Origin of the sequence: Paenibacillus sp. DRB1-1, assembly GCF_052119485.1 — a bacterium.
Lineage (GTDB): Bacteria > Bacillota > Bacilli > Paenibacillales > Paenibacillaceae > Paenibacillus > Paenibacillus polymyxa_B.
This window is the reverse complement of record NZ_JBODQH010000001.1, coordinates 3,452,183-3,471,598: the sequence shown is the minus strand read 5'-3', so window position 1 is coordinate 3,471,598 and position 19,416 is coordinate 3,452,183. Positions and strand designations below refer to the sequence as shown.

Annotated in this window: 16 protein-coding genes; 5 read left to right on the top strand and 11 right to left on the bottom strand. The window is 45.0% G+C overall.

The genetic code is table 11. The features are described from left to right. Position 1: 1 nt before the first annotated feature. The 6 genes from ACQW03_RS15295 to ACQW03_RS15270 all read right to left on the bottom strand — a co-directional run bounded on the left by ACQW03_RS15295 (position 2) and on the right by ACQW03_RS15270 (position 5,608). Positions 2-913: an aldo/keto reductase gene (locus ACQW03_RS15295; RefSeq protein WP_441950440.1), complete on the bottom strand. Its 912-nt coding sequence runs from the start codon at positions 911-913 to the stop codon at positions 2-4. Between the two features lie 279 nt (positions 914-1,192). Further along, complete coding sequence (locus ACQW03_RS15290) at positions 1,193-1,936, bottom strand: alpha/beta hydrolase (RefSeq protein ID WP_441950438.1); 744 nt, start codon at positions 1,934-1,936, stop codon at positions 1,193-1,195. Between the two features lie 33 nt (positions 1,937-1,969). Then, positions 1,970-2,950, bottom strand: a complete 981-nt coding sequence (locus ACQW03_RS15285) for a siderophore ABC transporter substrate-binding protein (protein WP_441950436.1) — start codon at positions 2,948-2,950, stop codon at positions 1,970-1,972. 12 nt (positions 2,951-2,962) lie between these two features. Beyond that, on the bottom strand, positions 2,963-3,721 hold the full coding sequence (locus ACQW03_RS15280; RefSeq protein WP_441950434.1) for an iron ABC transporter ATP-binding protein: 759 nt from the start codon (positions 3,719-3,721) through the stop codon (positions 2,963-2,965). Further along, positions 3,715-4,665 carry an iron chelate uptake ABC transporter family permease subunit gene (locus tag ACQW03_RS15275; RefSeq protein WP_013312013.1) on the bottom strand — a complete coding sequence of 317 codons (951 nt, stop codon included), beginning with the start codon at positions 4,663-4,665 and terminating at the stop codon, positions 3,715-3,717. The genes ACQW03_RS15280 and ACQW03_RS15275 overlap by 7 nt, the downstream gene beginning before the upstream one ends. Then, entirely contained in the window at positions 4,655-5,608 is a 954-nt protein-coding gene (locus ACQW03_RS15270) for an ABC transporter permease (RefSeq protein WP_441950431.1), read from the bottom strand. The genes ACQW03_RS15275 and ACQW03_RS15270 overlap by 11 nt, the downstream gene beginning before the upstream one ends. Before the next feature lie 324 nt (positions 5,609-5,932). On the opposite strand from ACQW03_RS15270, the gene ACQW03_RS15265 reads away from it, so the two are divergent. From ACQW03_RS15265 to ACQW03_RS15250, 4 genes are all read left to right on the top strand, one after another. Then, positions 5,933-6,610, top strand: coding sequence for a response regulator transcription factor (locus ACQW03_RS15265; protein ID WP_071643048.1), 678 nt, complete (start codon positions 5,933-5,935; stop codon positions 6,608-6,610). Beyond that, a complete protein-coding gene (locus ACQW03_RS15260) occupies positions 6,607-7,524 on the top strand; it encodes a sensor histidine kinase (protein ID WP_076294341.1) in 918 nt (305 codons plus the stop codon). The genes ACQW03_RS15265 and ACQW03_RS15260 overlap by 4 nt, the downstream gene beginning before the upstream one ends. A gap of 108 nt (positions 7,525-7,632) precedes the next feature. Then, positions 7,633-8,310: an ABC transporter ATP-binding protein gene (locus ACQW03_RS15255; RefSeq protein WP_076294313.1), complete on the top strand. Its 678-nt coding sequence runs from the start codon at positions 7,633-7,635 to the stop codon at positions 8,308-8,310. After that, entirely contained in the window at positions 8,307-10,847 is a 2,541-nt protein-coding gene (locus ACQW03_RS15250; protein ID WP_441950428.1) for an ABC transporter permease, read from the top strand. The genes ACQW03_RS15255 and ACQW03_RS15250 overlap by 4 nt, the downstream gene beginning before the upstream one ends. Positions 10,848-10,953: 106 nt before the next feature. On the opposite strand, the gene ACQW03_RS15245 is transcribed toward ACQW03_RS15250, so the two are convergent. Then, positions 10,954-11,484 (bottom strand): GNAT family N-acetyltransferase, encoded by a 531-nt coding sequence (locus tag ACQW03_RS15245; protein ID WP_441950426.1) that lies wholly within the window; start codon positions 11,482-11,484, stop codon positions 10,954-10,956. Positions 11,485-11,734: 250 nt separating this feature from the next. On the opposite strand from ACQW03_RS15245, the gene ACQW03_RS15240 reads away from it, so the two are divergent. After that, positions 11,735-12,706: a ring-cleaving dioxygenase gene (locus tag ACQW03_RS15240; protein ID WP_441950424.1), complete on the top strand. Its 972-nt coding sequence runs from the start codon at positions 11,735-11,737 to the stop codon at positions 12,704-12,706. 87 nt (positions 12,707-12,793) lie between these two features. On the opposite strand, the gene ACQW03_RS15235 is transcribed toward ACQW03_RS15240, so the two are convergent. The 4 genes from ACQW03_RS15235 to ACQW03_RS15220 form a co-directional block, all read right to left on the bottom strand. Further along, entirely contained in the window at positions 12,794-14,491 is a 1,698-nt protein-coding gene (locus tag ACQW03_RS15235) for a M3 family oligoendopeptidase (RefSeq protein WP_441950422.1), read from the bottom strand. 237 nt (positions 14,492-14,728) lie between these two features. Next, positions 14,729-15,538 carry a bifunctional hydroxymethylpyrimidine kinase/phosphomethylpyrimidine kinase gene (thiD, locus tag ACQW03_RS15230; RefSeq protein WP_071643059.1) on the bottom strand — a complete coding sequence of 270 codons (810 nt, stop codon included), beginning with the start codon at positions 15,536-15,538 and terminating at the stop codon, positions 14,729-14,731. A gap of 197 nt (positions 15,539-15,735) precedes the next feature. After that, a complete protein-coding gene (locus ACQW03_RS15225; protein ID WP_441950419.1) occupies positions 15,736-17,142 on the bottom strand; it encodes a DNA-binding protein in 1,407 nt (468 codons plus the stop codon). A gap of 246 nt (positions 17,143-17,388) precedes the next feature. Continuing rightward, entirely contained in the window at positions 17,389-19,299 is a 1,911-nt protein-coding gene (locus ACQW03_RS15220) for a bifunctional 2',3'-cyclic-nucleotide 2'-phosphodiesterase/3'-nucleotidase (protein WP_441950417.1), read from the bottom strand. Positions 19,300-19,416: the final 117 nt, after the last annotated feature.

Sequence of the window (19,416 nt, the reverse complement as noted above, 5' to 3'; positions counted from 1 at the left end):
ATTAGCGGTATTGCGCATCATAACGATTGGCTCGGCTGATTTGCTGTAGTGTCTGCCGCTCTTGTTGAGTTAGCGGTGCAATATCCGCCGCAGAAATATTATGCTCCAATTGTCCCAAAGAGCTTGCACCCGGGATCACAGTAGCAACAGTCGGATGTGACAAGCTATAACGAATAGCTGTCTGCCCCATACTACGCTCTGATCCTGCAAAAGCCTTTAATTGCTTACGTACGTCCAGCAGCTCTGCTTCTTCGTAGTCCAGATACCCCTTGGCTACCTTTCCTTCTCCTTTGTCAGCCAATACGCCGCTAGCCACAGGCCCACGTGCAATCACGCTAATTCCCCGCTCCTGAAGCAAAGGCAGTACCTCTTCCTCTGCACGCCGATCCAGTAAACTATACTGATTCATAACACTAACGATATTCGATCGTTCCACATATTCACGGATGACATGAGGGCGAATCGAGGAAATACCATAATAACGGATGGCGCCCTCCCGCTGTAGCTGCTCAAAAGCCTCTATAGTTTCGTCCATCGGATCGTCAATCGTCCCTCCGTGCAACTGATACAGGTCGATGTAGTCCGTTCCAAGGCGGCGCAGGCTCTCTTTAACAGCAGACAGAATATATTTCTTGGATGGGTCCCATCCCCAGCCCTCCTGCCCCGGTAGACGCCGATTGCCAACCTTGGTCGCCAGGATGACCTCCTGTCGCCGTCCACGGATCGCTGCACCCACAATTTCTTCATTGCGCCCGTGCTGGTACAAATCTGCCGTATCCAACAGGTTTACGCCCCTGTCTAGCGCTTCATGAATCAAGTAAACACCTTGCTGCTCATCCGTACCGACCGACATACATCCCAAACCAATCTCACCTACCAGCAAATCTGATGATCCCAGGCGGTTTTTTTTCATTTATGTTCCCCTCACTTCCAACAACGTATAACTTTAAATTTTTAATATTCCTCTATTGAATCAATTTCATAAATGATTAAACCAACGAAGTGTATACTACATATAGACAAATTAAACCATTTTGATCTATATGTACTCTTTATTAAAGCTACTGAAGGTATTATGAAATTGATTCTATTATACGAAAAAAATATACAAAAAAAACAACCCCAAAGACATAGAGACTCCACGCTCTCCAATCCTTTGAGGTTGTTGTATGAGATTCGTATTCCATTCATGCTATCCGAACAGCCATTGGACAGCCTTAGGAAATTGACGTTGAAAACAATCCACACGATGCACCGCATCCTGATCCAGCTCAAGAAGCACATCTTTTGCATCCAGTCCCTGTGTCCGCAGCACCTCGTGGGCCTGAAGAGTCAGCGGAACCATATCTTTTTGTACATTCGTCTTCCCTTCACCTTCACGGGCCCCAACAGATATATAAAAGCGATGTGTCCCATCCCTCACAGTTGCACAAGATGCAGATTGCATATAATCAATCATACCCGGATACCAATACGAGCCTGAGATGGAACCGATGCGACCGAATACGTCCTTATACTTGAAGACGGCATACATGGAAATTAATCCGCCCAATGAGGCGCCGATGATTCCCGTATGCTCCGGTCCGGTTTTTACCGGATATCTCCCCTCGACGTACGGCATTACTTTTGTAACCACAAACGCCAGATAGGCATCTCCCTCACCACCAAAAGCAGGTCTTCCTTCTACTAAAGCAGCTGCCTTCCAAGGCGTATAATCATCCAGCCGATTTACGGGCTGTACACCTACCAGCACGACACGGGGCAACTCTCCCGTAGAAAAACCTCTTTCCAGCTCATCCAACCCGCTTAGAAATAAAGAGCTGCCATCCTGCACATACAGCACAGGATACAGCTCATTATGACTCACGGAGACGGGAGGTGTATAGACGTGCACAAGATACCCATCTAATGAAATTTCATCTACATGACCTTTCATCCTACACAGTCCTCCATGATGTGAATGTATTCATTACAGTGCAGCATCCATTTCCTTAATCATTTCAGATACGGATTCCAGACCATTACCTGACAGATACCAGTAGTTAGGATCAAGGTATACAATATGACCGTTTTTAAATGCATTGGTTTTTTTCACCAGTTCATTCTCAATGGTTTGTTTGCCTGTAACCTGTTCCTTGCCTTCTTCGACCACCACAGCTCCACGGTCAACGACAAAAATATAATCCGGATTTTTTTGCTGTACATATTCAAAAGAAACCTTTTGCCCATGCGTGGATACTTTAATGTCAGGATCTACAGGGGTTACGCCAAAAGCATCATGAATGATACCGAAGCGGGACTGTGAGCCATATGCGCTCAGGCTTCCTTCATTCGTCAGCACAATCAGTCCTTTAGCTTTGCTCGCTACAGCCTTGTCATGTACGGCCTTGATGGAGCTATCAATCGCAGCCAGCTCCTGCTTGGCAGCATCCTCTTTATCGAAGATTTGACCCAATGTTTCAACGTTTTTCTTAAAGGAATGGATATAATCCTTGGTGTCTACAGCCATCGAAATGGTCGGTGCAATTTTACTCAACTCTTTATATGCATCAGCTTGTCTGCCGCCGATGATGATCAGTTCAGGAGACAGATCACTGATTTTCTCGTAATCCGGTTCAAACAGCGTGCCCGCGCTTGCATATTTGGAATCTTTATATTTGCTCAAATACGTAGGAAGATCCTGCTGCGCTACTGCCGCAACGTCAACACCCAGCTTATCCAGCGTATCCAATGAACCAAAATCAAAGACAACGACATTTTTTGGATTAACTTTGACTTGGACCGGGTTTTCATCCAGTGCGTGTTTGACCGAGATGGTTTTGGATTCCGTTGTTGCAGCAGAGGAGCCGTTTCCAGTCGCTTCCGGTGTTGCCGGAGCTGCTTTGCCACAGGCCGACACAATCAGTACCAATGCAAGCATCAGCGTTAAAAACATCATATTTTTCTTCATTTAACATTCCCCCTAAGTGAAATAAACGCAAATTTTTTGATCACCGATCTGTTGAATCGGAATATCCATATCGTACAAATCCTTTAATACCTGACTATCAATCATCTCGTCAGCCGTTCCTTGTTTTAGCAACCTTCCATCCTTCATCCCTACAATATAGTCTGAATAGCAGGATGCAAAATTAATATCGTGGAGCACAACCAGAATCGTTTTGCCCAGATCATCCACCAAACCGCGCAACGTCTTCATAATCTGAACCGAATGCTTCATATCCAGATTGTTCAGCGGCTCATCCAGCAGGATGTATTCTGTGTCCTGAGCCAAAATCATGGCAATAAAAGCCCGCTGTCGCTGTCCCCCACTGAGCAAATCAATATGCTTGTCTTTCATATCCTCCAGTCCCATGTAAGCCATAGACTGCTCCACCATTTTGCGATCCTCGCTGTTCAATCTGCCCTTGGAATACGGAAAACGGCCGAAGCTAACCAGCTCCTTCACGGTTAAGCGGATATTGACATCGTTCGTCTGTTTTAAAATAGATATCTTCCGGGCTAGCTCCTCACTTTTCGTCAGACTCACGGCCTGCCCGTCAATGAGGATTTCTCCCTCATCACTGTCAGTCAGGCGACTGATCATCGACAACAAGGTGCTTTTTCCAGCGCCATTAGGTCCAATAAAGGAGGTAATCGTACCTTTAGGTACAGTGACGGATACCTGATCCACCACATTTTTATTCCCGTAGCGTTTGGATACGTTTTTGACTTCTACCATGATTTATTCTCCCGCAGCAAAAGGTACAGGAAGTACACCCCCCCGATAAAGTTAATAATGACGCTGACCGTTGTCGATAAGTCAAATACTCTTTCTGCCAGCAGTTGGCATCCTGCCAACGCAATGACGCTGACACAGATAGAGGCCGGAATAATATAACGATGCTGATAGGTTTTCATCACCTGATAAGCCACATTGGCCACAATTAATCCGAGAAACGTAATCGGCCCGACAAGCGCTGTAGAAATGGAAATGAGAATCGCTACGATTACCAGCAGCCTTTTAATGATAAAACCATAAGGAAGACCCAGGTTAATCGCATGCTCCCGTCCGAGCGACAGCACGTCCAGATACTTGATGAATCTCCACGCATAAGCGAATACGAGAACAAGAATGAATACAGAAAGCCACAATAGCTCGGTATTTACATTACTGAAGCTAGCAAAGCTCTTGTCCTGGATTTTCGCAAATTCGTTCGGATCAATCAGTACCTCCATAAAGGTAGATAAACTGTTAAACAGCGTGCCGAACACCAGACCAATCAGCAAAAGTACATAAATCCCGCGTCCATCTTTGCGGAAAATTAATTTGTATAGCAGTCCTGCGAACAGCACCATCAGCCCCACTGACAGCAAAAAGTTCAATTCTTTGCTGGTCGAAATGAAGGGTACGGAACCAAATGCAAAAATAATCGTCGTCTGAATCAGCATATACAGCGAATCCAGGCCGATAATACCCGGAGTCAAAATCTTATTATTCGTAACCGTCTGGAAAATAACGGTTGCAAAAGCAATGGAGCCACCTGTCAGAATGAAAGCTGCGATCTTTTTCAATCGTCGTGGCAGCGCGTAATGCCAGGTATGCGGAAGATCTATAAACACGAAAGCAGCAATCAACACAAGCGCGGCAGCGGCTAATATGCCGATTTTTAATTTAGGATTCATAAGCCCTTCTCCTCAGCAGCAAATACAAGAACAACGCGCTCCCGATCACACCCACCGTAAGCCCTACAGAAATTTCATACGGATAAATGATCACCCGTCCCAAAATATCGCAAAACAGCACAAAAACGGCACCCAAGATCGCTGTATGGGCCAGGCTTTTTTTCAGATTATCCCCCATATACATACTGACGAGATTAGGTACAACCAGCCCCAAAAAGGGAATTGTCCCCACCGTTAAGATGACAACAGAGGAAACCAAAGCCACGATCACTAACCCGACATTGACGGTGCGCTTGTAATTAACTCCCAAATTGGCTGCAAAATCCTCACCCATGCCTGCAATTGTAAAACGATTCGCATATATGTACGCCAACGCGACCAAAGGAACACTAAGATACAGCATCTCATAGCGGCCACTCATGATTAGAGAAAAATCCCCCTGCATCCACGAAGAAATGTCCTGGATCAGATTGTATTTGTAAGCAAAAAAGGTTGTTACCGAATTTAAGATGCCTCCAAACATCAAACCGACCAGCGGGATAAATACCGGGTCCTTGAAACGGATTTTATCCAGTATTTTCATAAAAATCAGTGTTCCCCCTAGAGCAAATCCAAAAGCCGTCAGCATCTTCGTCCAAAATCCTGCCGCTCCAAACACCATAATAGCCATCAGCACACCTAATCGTGCCGCATCCATCGTCCCCGCAGTGGTGGGAGATACAAACCGGTTCCGGGTAAGCTGCTGCATGATCAGCCCGCAGATACTCATACTCGCCCCTGCGATAATGATGCTGATCAAACGTGGGAATCTGCTAATCAGGAGTACCTGCGCCTGATCGTTGGTTAAGTGGAACAAATCAAGTGGAGTTACATCATGAACACCGATAAACACCGAGGCGAAGGCCAGTACGAGAAAAGCCAATATTAAATAGCGCAATTTCATTTCTAACTAAGGGAGCCTGTCCAATAACCTGTACCAAGCTTCGGCCCTGTCCTCCCCTCCAATAATGATAATCATTATCAAAACAACTAGGATAAATTATATCAGTGATATTGTATCTGTCAATGTGATGAGGTTTTAAATTCAGGACAAAAAAGCTGCTGAGAATTTTCTCAACATCCCACCTGGACAACCCTGGGAGCAAATAAGAGTAAAATCCGGTAAACTGGAAATAGAGAGTTTGGGGAGCCCTTTTTTATGTTTATGGTGAGCAGTTCTGGAAACCGAGTTCATTGACTTTGGTTAGTAAAAAATAGGAGGAGAATGATGAATCACATATTAATCATCGAGGACGATATCGCCTTGAGTAACGGTATTGTTCTTGCCCTTAAAGAACCTAACAACGTATTTACGCAAACGTATGACATAGCTACTGCAAAAGAACATTTGAACGTTACTGCCTTTGGCCTAGTGATTCTTGATGTAAATTTGCCGGATGGAAGTGGACTCGACCTGTTAACCCATATACGAAAAAAAACAACTATACCCGTCATCGTTCTGACTGCGAATGATATGGAAACAGATGTCGTCACTGGTTTTGAGCTGGGTGCTGACGATTATATCACCAAACCTTTCAGTCTTATGGTACTGAGAGCAAGAGTTGGCGTTCAGCTAAAGAAATCCAGATACTCGCTTGCAGACTCCATTCAGCTAGACAATTTTTCCTTTTCATTCGAGAGGATGGAATTTCTTAAGAAGGGTACGCCCATTGAACTAAGTAAAACGGAGCAAAAATTGTTGCGTATCCTAGTCGATAATCGAGGCAACACCGTTTCACGCGATCATTTGATAGATAGCATCTGGACTGATGGAGCTGAGTATGTAGGTGAAAACGCATTGTCTGTTACAGTAAAAAGGCTGCGGGATAAATTAGAGGATTCCCCCTCTTCTCCTCGATACATTAAGACGGTTTATGGGCTGGGCTACACATGGGCGTTGAAATGACAACACTCCTCTATATATGTATTGGAATTGCCGTTGTTGCTGTATGCACCGCTGTATGTGCTATTATGCTTTATCGCAGGAGTATCCATAAAACAATGAAAACTATTGAGAACATGCTGGATGCCGCGATAAATGGCAGCTTCTCGGAGGATGTCTTTGATGAATCCGTTCTCTCTGCAATAGAAGCTAAATTTGCGCGATTTCTTTCCATTTGTTCCGTGTCCTCCAAAAATCTGCTTGCCGAAAAGAATAAAATAAATGAGCTGATTTCCGACATTTCACACCAAACGAAAACACCATTGGCCAACATCCTGCTTTATTCCCAACTACTTAGCGAATACGAACTATCACAGGATACCTCCACTTGTGTGAAAGCTCTATCTGCACAGGCTGAAAAGCTTAACTTCCTGATCCAGTCATTGTTGAAAACATCACAACTTGAAACGGGGATTATCACGGTATCGCCAAGGCGGGAATCTGTTCAAAAGCTCCTTGGTGCTGCACTGGAGCAAATGATGCCAAAAGCAGATGCCAAAGGGATAACAGTTGTTATGGAGGACACAGTTATCCATGCTTATTTTGACCTAAAGTGGACGAGTGAAGCTGTCTATAACATTATGGATAACGCCATAAAATATACAGAGACAGGCGGAAGCATGAATATAAAAGTAATGGCATACGATTTGTTTTGCCGAATTGATATTACCGACAACGGCATAGGGATTGCAGAAGATGAACAAGAGAAGATCTTTACCCGCTTCTATCGCTCCCCTACTGTAAACACGCAGGAGGGTGTAGGTATTGGCCTGTTTTTAGCTAGAGAAATCATCGCTGCGGAGGGTGGTTACATCAAGGTACGGTCACGCTACGGCAGTGGCTCCACCTTTTCTATTTTCCTTTCTATGGATACTTAATTCTTTCAATACCGTTAGATTCCAGAAAGATTGTAGAAAGATTAGTGTGTTAGTGTCTGTACTGTAGATGACTACGATCCAGACATTTTTTTGTGAAGGAGAACGTATATGGCTCTATTAAAAACACAGGAGTTGAAAAAGTATTATGGTAACGGGGATCATACTGTTCATGCTTTAGACGGTGTGAACCTGGAGGTGGAAAGCGGAGAGTTTGTGGCCATTGTCGGTACGTCCGGGAGCGGCAAATCTACCCTTCTGCATATGCTGGGTGGACTTGATCGTCCAACCAGTGGAAACGTTACGATTGACGGCAAGGATATTTTTACACTGAAGGACGAAGAATTGACTATTTTTCGCAGACGAAAGATTGGCTTTGTTTTTCAAAATTACAACCTGGTGCCCGTTTTAAATGTCTATGAGAATATTGTACTCCCTATTGAACTGGATGGTAAAGAGCCAGACAAAACCCACATAGATAAAATTGTACATACCTTGGGTCTTGACCAAAAGTTGAATAACCTGCCAAACAATCTTTCCGGTGGACAACAGCAACGTGTAGCTATCGCCAGAGCACTGGCAGCCAAGCCCGCCATTATCTTGGCAGATGAACCCACCGGAAATCTGGACAGTAAAACCAGTCTGGATGTGATGGGATTGATCAAAGTATCCAGCCAGCAGTTCCGCCAAACGATAGTGATGATCACCCACAACGAGGAAATTGCGCAAATGGCAGACCGGATCATCCGAATTGAAGACGGTAAAATAGTTGGCGGTGAAGGTAAATGATCAAGGTAAAGAACAAAAAAGTAATCCGCAAGCTGGCAGATAAGAGCTTCAAAGTAAACAAAGCCCGTAACCTCTTTGCTATTGTTGCCATAGCACTAACCTCATTGCTATTTACAACACTGTTCACTATGGGGATTGGCGCTGGGGAAAACTTACAACGGGCGACCATGCGACAGGTCGGTGGAGATGGACATGCCGTACTTAAATATATAACGGATGACGAATTTAGTCATGTCAAGGATCATCCGTTGATCAAGGAAATAGCTTATAACCGTATATTAAGCGACGGAGTTATGAACGATAAATTTCTAAAACGCCACACAGAGTTCTGGTATTACGATGATGTAGGGATGAAGCTTGGTTTTATTGAGCTTAAAGAGGGGCACAAGCCTGCGGCGGAAAATGAAGTGATCGCAGACTCCAAGACGTTGCAGCTATTGGGTGTTCCACTGGAGGTTGGAGCACCTTTGAGGCTAAAGCTTGACATACGAGGTAAAGAAGTAGAGCGTGATTTTATCCTCTCCGGCTGGTGGAAAAGCGATCCTGTGTTTAACGCAGGACAAATATTGGCCTCCAGATCCTATGTCGATGCTCATGCCAAGGAATTACAAAGCACCTATAAAAAAGATCATTTCTATACAGGAACCATTAGTGCATATATGATGTTCGACAATAGCCTTGATTTGCGGGGAAAGCTCAGTAAAGTGATTACCGAAAGCGGGTATTCGCTTGACGAAGATGCACCGAACTATATCGCGAATAATGTAAATTGGTCATACATCTCGACCAATTTTAGTATGGATGCGGGAACAATCATGGCACTTACTTCCGCCCTGATACTGATCGTATTTACCGGCTATTTGATCATCTATAACATTTTTCAAATATCGGTGATGCGAGATATTCGTTTTTATGGTCTTTTAAAGACGATCGGCACAAGCGGCAAGCAGATCCGCCGGATCATTCGCAGACAGGCGTTAGTTCTTTCAGGGATAGGAATCCCGTTTGGGTTAATAGCAGGTTTTTTTGTCGGTAAAGCACTTATACCACTTCTTATAAACCACACTGTTTTTGCTGGTACCGAGGTATCGGTATCTCCCAACCCATGGATTTTTATAGGATCGGCTTTGTTCGCGCTCATTACCGTAATAATCAGCACTTTCAAGCCAGGCAGAATTGCGGCAGCTGTTTCGCCAGTTGAGGCAGTAAGATACACAGACGGAAATACCAAGGGTGGCCGTAAGCTGAAAAAATCCACTAAAGGCGCTAAAATGATCCACATGGCTCGCTCCAACTTGGGGCGCAATACAAAGCGTACCGTGTTGGTAGTCATCAGTCTTTCGTTAAGCCTTGTACTTCTTAACACGGCGTTCACCCTGTCTCAGAGCATTGATATGGATAAGTTTGTATCCAAATCCAATGACACTGACTTTCTCATTGCTCATGCTGAATATTTTCATCGTCCCTATTTTAGCGGCCCTAAAAATGAGACCTCCGAGAGTTTTATTCAGGCTGTACAGACACAGCCCGGCTTTGAAGAGGGCGGTCGCTTGTACGGCGGCAGATTAGTGCTTACTGTCGAGAATGGAAAATACACCAATGAGGACGATGAGACTGATTCTCGCGGCAACTTCATTGCGGCAGTATATGGGCTGGAAGATTTACCACTGCACCGGTTGCGATTACTAGACGGTGAGCTTGATTTTGAAAAGCTGGCTTCCGGTAAGTATATATTGGAAGGGGTAGATTTAGATGACCATGACATCCCCTATATGGAAGAAGCTCTATATAAGGTGGGTGAAAAGGTCACGCTTCACAGTTATATGGGAGCAGCAGAAGCTCCGCTGGATAGAGAGTATACTACGCATGCATTCACAGTGCTTGGTCATGTTGCAATTAAATATAGTACCAATTCTGATCGCCGTTCAAGTAAGTATAACTTCTATCTTCCGGCGAATATTTACAAGCCGCTTGCGGAGCAGCCTGCTGTGATGAGCTACGCCTTTAATGTATCCCCTGATCAGGAAGAGGCCATGGAGAGCTTTTTAAAAAGTTACACCGAAACTACAGAGCCGGTAATGAATTACACATCCAAATTCACTTCAATGAATGAGTTTTCCGGTATGCAAAACACCATCATGATGATCGGTGGCACGCTCAGTCTGATTATCGGCTTAATTGGTATCCTCAACTTTGTAAACGCAATTCTGACGAGTATATTGACACGGCGTCAGGAGTTTGCCATGCTGCAAAGTATCGGCATGACCAAAAAGCAATTGCGGGGTATGCTGATCTATGAAGGGCTATATTATGTTCTCGGCACCGCCCTATTCTCCATTTTATTAGGGATCATATTCTCTATTTCAATTGTGAAACCCCTAAGCAGTATGATGTGGTTTTTGAGCTATCACTTTATAATCTGGCCACTTCTAGCCTCATTGCCTTTACTGTTATTGCTGGGGATACTTATTCCAGTAGCAGTCTATTCTATGAACGACAAACAAAGTATTGTGGAACGACTTCGAGAATCAGAGTAGATTTACCGAGAGAGTCCAAAATGCCAGTAGGAATAATAAAAAGATGACTCCTGATCAATTCAGAGGTCATCTTTTTATGCTTAGAAAGGTATCTTTGTATGAACAACTACATTTCCCACTCTTCCCGTAAAAGCCCCATTCGGATCGAATCATAATACTCTCCATTATAATATCTGCACTTTCGAAGCCTGGCTTCTAGGGTCATGCCCAGCTTCTCCCCAACCTTCATCATCCGGTGGTTTCCTGACCAGGTTGTAAAACCTACTCTTACTAGAGGTAATGTATTAAACAAATGCGTGATCCACAGTCGAAGTGCCCTCGTACCATACCCGCCACTCCAATACTGCGAATCATAAATACCTATCCCCATTTCAAGCCATTGTGAAGGCTGATGCTCCCAATAATAGCTCACTGATCCAATGACCTTGCCTTCCACTTCAATGATCCAAAAGTTATCTTGTCCGATTCGCTTTTCCTTCTCTTTTAAATAATCATCAAAAGAAAGTGGCTTATGTTCATAGTAGGGTGCATCCCACTGCTTCCATTCCGGTGCTTCTTCCTTAAAAGTTAACGTCCAAAGAGCCGGCAGATCTTCTTCTGTAACAGGCCTAATCGTTAAATCCTTATCCGTATACATCGAGTACACTCCTTTTATAATAAAATTCATTCTATCTACTTTGGGCTATATTGAGCTTTATTGTATCTGCTTTTGCACTAATTCGAATTTCTAGTTTTGTCCGTCTTTGAAGCAAGACCGTAATTTAAGTTGACAAACAATCAAAAATAATATATCTTAATATCAAGATAATAAATATAAAGAAAAGTTTTTCGACTGTTTATTTTGTTTAGAAAAACCTAATCATATAAAAACCAAGGAGGATAATGACATGAAACTATTAGGATTGCATCACGTTTCGGCGATTACAGCGGCAGCGGCTAAAAATGTTGATTTTTATACTCAGGTAATGGGACTTCGGCTGATCAAGAAAACGGTGAACCAAGATGATGTTAGTGTGTATCACCTTTTTTACGGAGATGAGCGTGGAACTGCGGGTACGGAAGTCACTTTCTTTGAAATTCCACATGCGGGACAAACTCGTACAGGAAATAACAGCATTTCAGCACTCTCCCTACGGGTACCGAACGACAAGGCACTGGATTACTGGAAAAACCGCTTCGAGCAGCTGGATGTAAAACATGGCGAAATTACGGATCAAGCAGGACGCCTGGCACTTTCGTTTGAGGATTTTGAAGGACAACGCTTCTTCCTCGTTTCAGATGAGCATGAAAACGGAGTGCGCGGCGGCACGCCTTGGGAGAAAAGCCCTGTCCCTGCCGAGTACGGCATTGTAGGACTTGGGCCGGTTCATCTGACCATTCCTAAAGCGGAGAATACCATTCTCATTCTTGAACAGGTTATGGGCTTCCGCAAAAAAGGCTCTTACCCTTCCCCAGTTACCGGACAACCGGATGTGGTCATCTATGAAACGGGTGAAGGCGGTACAGGAACTGAAGTGCATCTGGAAGAGCGCAACGATCTGCCACAAGAACGACCAGGACGCGGCAGTGTGCATCACGTAGCCTTCCGTGTTGAAACTGAGGAGGAGCTCAAACAGTGGGTAGACCGTATTGGGCAGCTGCAAATTTCCAATTCCGGCTTTGTAGATCGCTTTTACTTCCGTTCATTGTATTTCCGTGAGCCGAACGGCATTCTGTTTGAATTGGCAACCGATGGGCCCGGCTTTGATACGGATGAAGAACTAGAGTTTCTGGGTGAATCGCTGGCGTTACCGCCATTTTTGGAATCGCGCCGCGCATCTATTGAAGCCAATCTCAAACCGCTTAATACCAAACATTAATTGAAGTTTCCTTTACACAAAAGGGCATTCCGCGATCTGCAAGCTTTTAGCTTTGACAGGTAAGCGAAATGCCCTTTTTAATTATGCTTACAGCTTTTTATCATCCACACTGTTCAGCCATGCTTCGATTTCTCCGATTACAGAGGCGATACAGCCATCTTGGAACGGCGAGATTAGTCCAGCCAACTCAACCAATCCGGTAAAAGATCGACTTCCCCCGGCACGGCATAGCTTCAAATAATCTTCCCACGCAGCTGTCCGGTCGATACTCATGCGTTTCCAAAATTGGAACGCGCACAGTTGCGCGAGTGTATAGTCAATATAGTAGAACGGGGATTGAAAAATATGACCCTGTTTGTGCCAAAACCCGCCCTGCTCCAGATACTCGTTGCCTTCATAATCCAGATGCGGTTTATACTTACGTTCAATGGAGCGCCATGCGCTTTTACGTTCGGCGGGGGTCCAGTCTGGATGTTCATATACGGCATGCTGGAATTCGTCCACGGCTACGCCGTAAGGCACGAACAGCAACGATGAGGATAGATGTTCAAAGTTATATTTGTCCGTATCTTCCTCGAAGAACAGATTCATCCAAGGCCATGCGAAAAACTCCATGCTCATAGAGTGGATCTCAGCCGCCTCCATCGTTGGCCAATGGTACTCGGGAATTTCAAAATGTCGGCTTTCATAGACCTGGAAGGCATGACCTGCTTCATGCGTCAAAACGTCGATATCACCGGATGTACCATTGAAATTGGAGAAAATAAACGGCGTGCCATATTCGCTCAAAAATGTACAATAGCCTCCACTTTGTTTTCCCTTTTTGCTGATCAAATCCATCAATCCACGTTCAATCATAAAGCTGAAAAATTCATGTGTTTCCGCTGAAAGTTCCTCATACATACGTGCTCCATTGCGAATGATCCACTCCGGGTCACCTTTAGGCGTAGGATTGCCTGACAGGAAGTTGAAGCCCTCGTCATAATAGCGAAGCTGATCTACTCCGATCCGTTCGCGCTGGCGTTCCTTCAGCTTGGTTGCCAGAGGAACGATGTGCTTTAGCACCTGCTCGCGGAAATTAGCTACCATTTTGGCATTGTAATCTGTACGTCCCAAGCGAGCATAGCCCAATTCTACGAAGTTGTCATAGCCCAGCTTGTGTGCCATGCGCGTGCGTACCTTCACCAGTTCATCATAGATCCGGTCCAGCTCGTCCTCATGCTCACTCATAAATTGATATTTAGCCTCGGAGGCCTGTTTGCGCGTCTCCCGGTTGGTAGCCATTTCAAAAGGCAGGAGCTGCGACAATGTGCGTTCTTCTCCCTCGAACGGGATCTTCGCTGAAGCAATCAATTGAGCATATTCCGAGGTCAGCTTATTTTCCTGCTGCAAATCCTCAATAATATCCGGATGGAACGACTTGAGTGCTACCTCGGCAATACTGAAAAGCTGGCTGCCCCATTGACTCTCCAACTCGGTTCGGAATGGAGAATCCACCAATGCCCGGTAGTAATCGGTTACATACTCCTGAATAACCGGCATGAAATCATCAGCGTACTCTTGCTCCGCTTTGTAAAAGGCGTCCTCCGTATTAATGGAGTGCCGAACTTCCACCAATTGCAATTGCGTTTCCACGTTACTGCGCAGCTTGTTAATTGCATGAATCACTTCATTTTGACGTTCTACGCTGTCCGCTTCACGAAACTGCTGCAACAGCGTTTTAAACCGCTGTTCAATTACAGGTTGCTCTGGTCGGCTGTAAGCCATTTGGCTGAATAAGGTCATTGCTTCGGTTCCTCCTTAAATGTAATAAATCTGATGCCTATTATACAGTACGATTAGACCAAACTGGAAGCTATAATTCCAAAAAAATACAACCTCAAGAGCCGCAATACCATGTATTACGGCTCTTGAGCCTCATCTAACTCTATATATCAAAAAAGTCATGGTCTAAAACAATCTAATATATATTCAGCCTGATGGAGATTTATAAGTCTTTCTAAGATCGCAGACCTTTATGCTTTATTGATTTTGCAAACGATGTGCCGCATGCAAAGTCGGACCGACGAATTCATTCAGCTTGAAGCTACCTTCAATGGCCTGTGTAATGAATCTCTTGGCCTGATCCACTGCTTCACGTACAGTCAGCCCTTGAGCCAAACCAGCCGTTACCGCTGCCGAAGTGGTGCAGCCTGCACCGTGGGTAAAGTTTGTTTTTACAACATCGGCTTCAAACCAGTCAAAAGTGATTCCGTCATATAGCAGATCCATCGCTTTACCTGCGCGAATTTTGCCACGGTCCTTGATCAGTACATGCTTAGCCCCACGCTCATGAATAATCGCAGCTGCTTCCTGCATCTGCTCCAGTGTCGTGATCGGTCCATTCTTCGCCAGTTGCGAAGCCTCGAACAAGTTCGGTGTTACCAGGTCAGCGCCAGGAATCAATAAGTCCAGCATCGCCTCTGTATTTTCTGGCTGGAGCACTTCATCCGTGCCTTTGCAGACCATGACCGGGTCAATTACGATCCGCTTCAGATCATGCTTTTTCAAATGGCTGGCTACCAGCTCGATAATTTCAACGGAACCAAGCATACCGGTTTTCATCGCATCAAAACCGATACCTTCCAATACAGTACGCAGCTGCGCTTCTACCACATCCAACGCAACAGGATATACAAGATGGTCCCAGGTTTTAGGACCCATCGCTACTACGGTTGTCAATACGGTCATACCATATACACCAAGCTCCTGAAAGGTTTTCAGGTCTGCCTGAATACCCGCTCCACCGCTTGTGTCGGAGCCGGCTATCGTTAATGTTTTGGGAATCGTCATTTGTTCATGCTCTCCTTCACTTTCTGTGCTGCATTTATCCTAATCCCGCTTGCGAAACTTGTCAACGCGCAAAACGGTACTCTCTATGCTAAAAGTCACAAGCGACAGCAGCAGCTTAAAAACGAGAACATCCCCTTTTGAAACGGGAACATCCTCGCAATAACGTGTTATATGAAGAATTCGAATGGAATTTAGAATTATAAATACCCACCAGTACTGTGATCATAGGCATGATTCTTTTCATTTGCACGTACGCCCAAGCACAGACTCTGATACAACTGCTGCTGTTCCGGTGTAGCAAAATTCCGGTGCTGCTCAAATAAAGCCATACAACCAATGATATGTTCGGTATAGCTATTATCGACAGACAGTTGCAAGCAATGCAGTGTTTGTCCCACTCCCTCGGGGTAATCGCCTTTTCGGAAATAATATTCTGCAAACACCTTACAAAAGGATGCAAAGCGAAATGCATTAAAGTGCTTACGATAATGAGTGTCCCATCGTTCCGGTGCAAGCTCCCAGAAGCTCTTGAGTTGCTGACCAAACAATCCCAGTTCGGCATCCACGAAATAACCGAACCGGTTCGCCGATTCGAGCAAGGTGTTTAAGCCTTCCAGTGTCTCATCCGGATGCTCACGCAGGTAAGTAATGTATTCATAGATTGCAGAAGTGTTGCCCATTTTAATTTCAATACAAAGTCGGTTACCCCGTGCATATACACGATGTAGGTTGACCACTTTCCAGCCTTCTTCGTCTAAACCCTCAAACCAGCTCAAATCTGCATAACCCTCAATCCATTGCTTGGATTCCTCATATCTGCCCTGAAACTCATAGCAGCTGGCCTTGAGCAGATGCCCCTGAGCATAGTAATAAACGAGCGGCTTAAGCAGCTCCAGGTGCTCATCTCCAAAACGGTTCCGATTGCGATACAATGCCTGCGCCAGCTCTCTTAGCTCGTCCGCATACATTTCCATCTCGGACCATTGCATTTTTAAAGCAAACACTTGAGATAGCATATGTAAGCCTTCCAGTGCGTAAATTTCCGGTAGACGACTACGATACAAATGGAATTGTACAGCAGCTTTCAAGTTCCGTGTGTTATCCTTAATCTGGATCTGGAATATACGGAAATAGCTGATCGCCAATCGTTCAGAGTGGGTATACTTCTCACTCTCGATGACACAATCATACAGAAGCATGGAAGCTTCATGTCTGCCATCCTCAAACATCGCTTCTGCGGTCTCAAAAATAGCAGGAACGTTCGATAAATCGTCCATCAAATAGCCAAGTACACTGCGTATACACTCCAGCTTGTTCAACTCTGAGCACCGTAGGAGAAAAGGACGCAACCTCCTCCAGTGTGGTAAGGAATGAATAAAACATTCATCCACATACATCTCGAACAAAGATCCTTCTTTCAATCCCATGGCCTCGGTAATCAGATCAAGCTGATTGACTGAGATAGGCCGTGGTGGATTTCGATTAAGTATACCGCTAAGTGTACCCGGATTTACCTTGGAAGCATCTGCGAAACATTGCATTGAAATGCCTTCACTTTGAATATACTTTTCTATTTTTGCGCGGATCGTGGTGTTTTTTTCCAAAGGGACACCCCCTCAAACGAATGATGGTGACTTTTTCATTACCTTTTAAACCAAAATTTGTTTAATCAAAGTATATGTCTATTTATACGAGAGGTCAATAACTTTAAACACGACTCAGGACATATAAAATCACGAATTTTGTACGATTTTAAAACTGTTTTATGAAAAAAGACCGTCCTCTGTGGGACAGTCTTTTTCTATTATTTTGATGCTGTGGACTTATAGGACAAAAACAAGTTAGCAGTTCTACCGTGAACGTCCGAAATCGATGGCAAACTTAGCGTATCCCTCTACCGTTAACCCTTCATAAATCAACTCTGAATAGGCATTAGCGGCATCCGTTGCTTGCGGTGAGGTCAGGAAGGTCACATGCGGACACCCTGACCATGGGGCGAGGGACCAATGGCCATCAGCTTTTGGCGTCAACGTCTTCATATGCCGCACGTATTCAGTCAGCACATGACGGTTCTCATCCGGTGAAGCAAGTATAATTCGCTCTCCACCCGGATTGACTAGCGTAGAGGAAAACGCGCGATAGTTATTCGTAACAACCAGATAATTTCGCTGCATATCCATCGGTTCGCCATCAAAAGCCATCTGAATGATTCTGTGTGCATCTGGGTCCTTTAGGCCCCCGTCAGCATCATATCTGGCTGGCTGTGTTACATCAATCTGATACCTGATGCCGTCGATGATATCGAAATTAAAGCTTGGAAAATCAGAATTAATCAGCTCTTGCTCTTGTTCTGCTGAAGGATCGATTTGCTGGAATTGTCCAGCAGACCACTCCAGCCATTCCCGAATTTCCGTTCCGGTCAGTCGAACGACATGCAGCGTATTCGGAAAATTGTACAGATCGGCGATATGCTTGATCGCCAACGTCCCCGCCGGAATATGGGTATAGTACGATGGGCCATATCTGCCGCCTGTTTTAAAAGGAGCTGCTGCCGACAGAACGGGCAATCCTTCGTACTCGCTCCCTTGCATCTGCTGCTTCACATACCACATTTGCGCATCATTCACGAGCTGAACCGAAGCATCATCCATCACCTGAGCAAAAAAGCTGTTCACCGCCACCGTCGTCTGGCCTACAGGTGCACGAATATACTCCAGTGTTCCGGCGTGCTCTTCTGCTACCGCCAGCTGAATGGCAGTATCCGGTTGTACCAGCGCCTCCTTGTGTATCGGATCATACACCGGGCGTACCTCGGCAGCAGATGCAGCCACTTGCCACTTCCCTCCACTAAAGGTCATCTCCAGATCAATGATACCCAGATGATCCCCCCAAAAGCCCGGCTCCACTGCTGGGATATCGTAGATGGTACCTCGCTCAACATCAACACCTGTTTTCCCCATAAACGAAGGTCCGGGAAATACTTTATGTGCATGACCAAACACAATGGCATCGATCCCTTCCACCCTGCTCAGATGCAACACTGCATTTTCCATATCAAGCGTTTCGGGAATATCCTCAAAGCCTGCATGGGGCATAGCAATGATGAGATCGGCTCCCGCCGCCTTCATTTCTGGAATAAAACGTCTTGCCGTTTCCAGTATATCTTTGACAATGATTTTCCCCTCCAGCCACGCCTTGTCCCATTGCATAATTTGCGGAGGGACAAAGCCGATGACCCCCACCTTCAACAGATGCTTACCACCTGCTTCATCCTCTACCGTCTTATCCAGCAATAGATAAGGTTTAAAGTAATTTCGTTCTTGTTCTCCCGCTATATAAATGTTGGCATTCACATAAGGAAATTGCGCTCCTCGAAGGCAAGTCTGCAAGTATTCCAGTCCGTAGTTAAATTCATGATTCCCGATATTGCCTGCCTCATACCCAAGCAGATTCATGGCTTTATAGGCGGGATGCACCGCGCTTGGGTCCTGTTGGATTCGCTGTACAGCATAATCTCCCATTGGATTCCCCTGAATGACATCTCCGTTATCCAGCAGCAGATGATTGGGTACCTCCGCCCGGGCTATTTGAATCAAGCTGGCTGTTTGCGCCAGACCATAATGCAGCGTCTCCTGATCCGTATAATAATCGTAATTCCACAAGCTGACATGCAAATCGGTTGTAACCATAATGCGGAACTTCACCCTCACAGGACCTACATTTTCCTGGCCTGCCTTTTCGTTAATATCCAAAATATCCAATCTTGTTCTCTCCCTCAGCTTCGGTCATAGAGCTTGAACAAGTCTAACAGAGCACTGTTAAGAGAATGTTAAAAAAAGCAATTTGTATAAATCTAGAATGCAGTTTCTAGCATACGA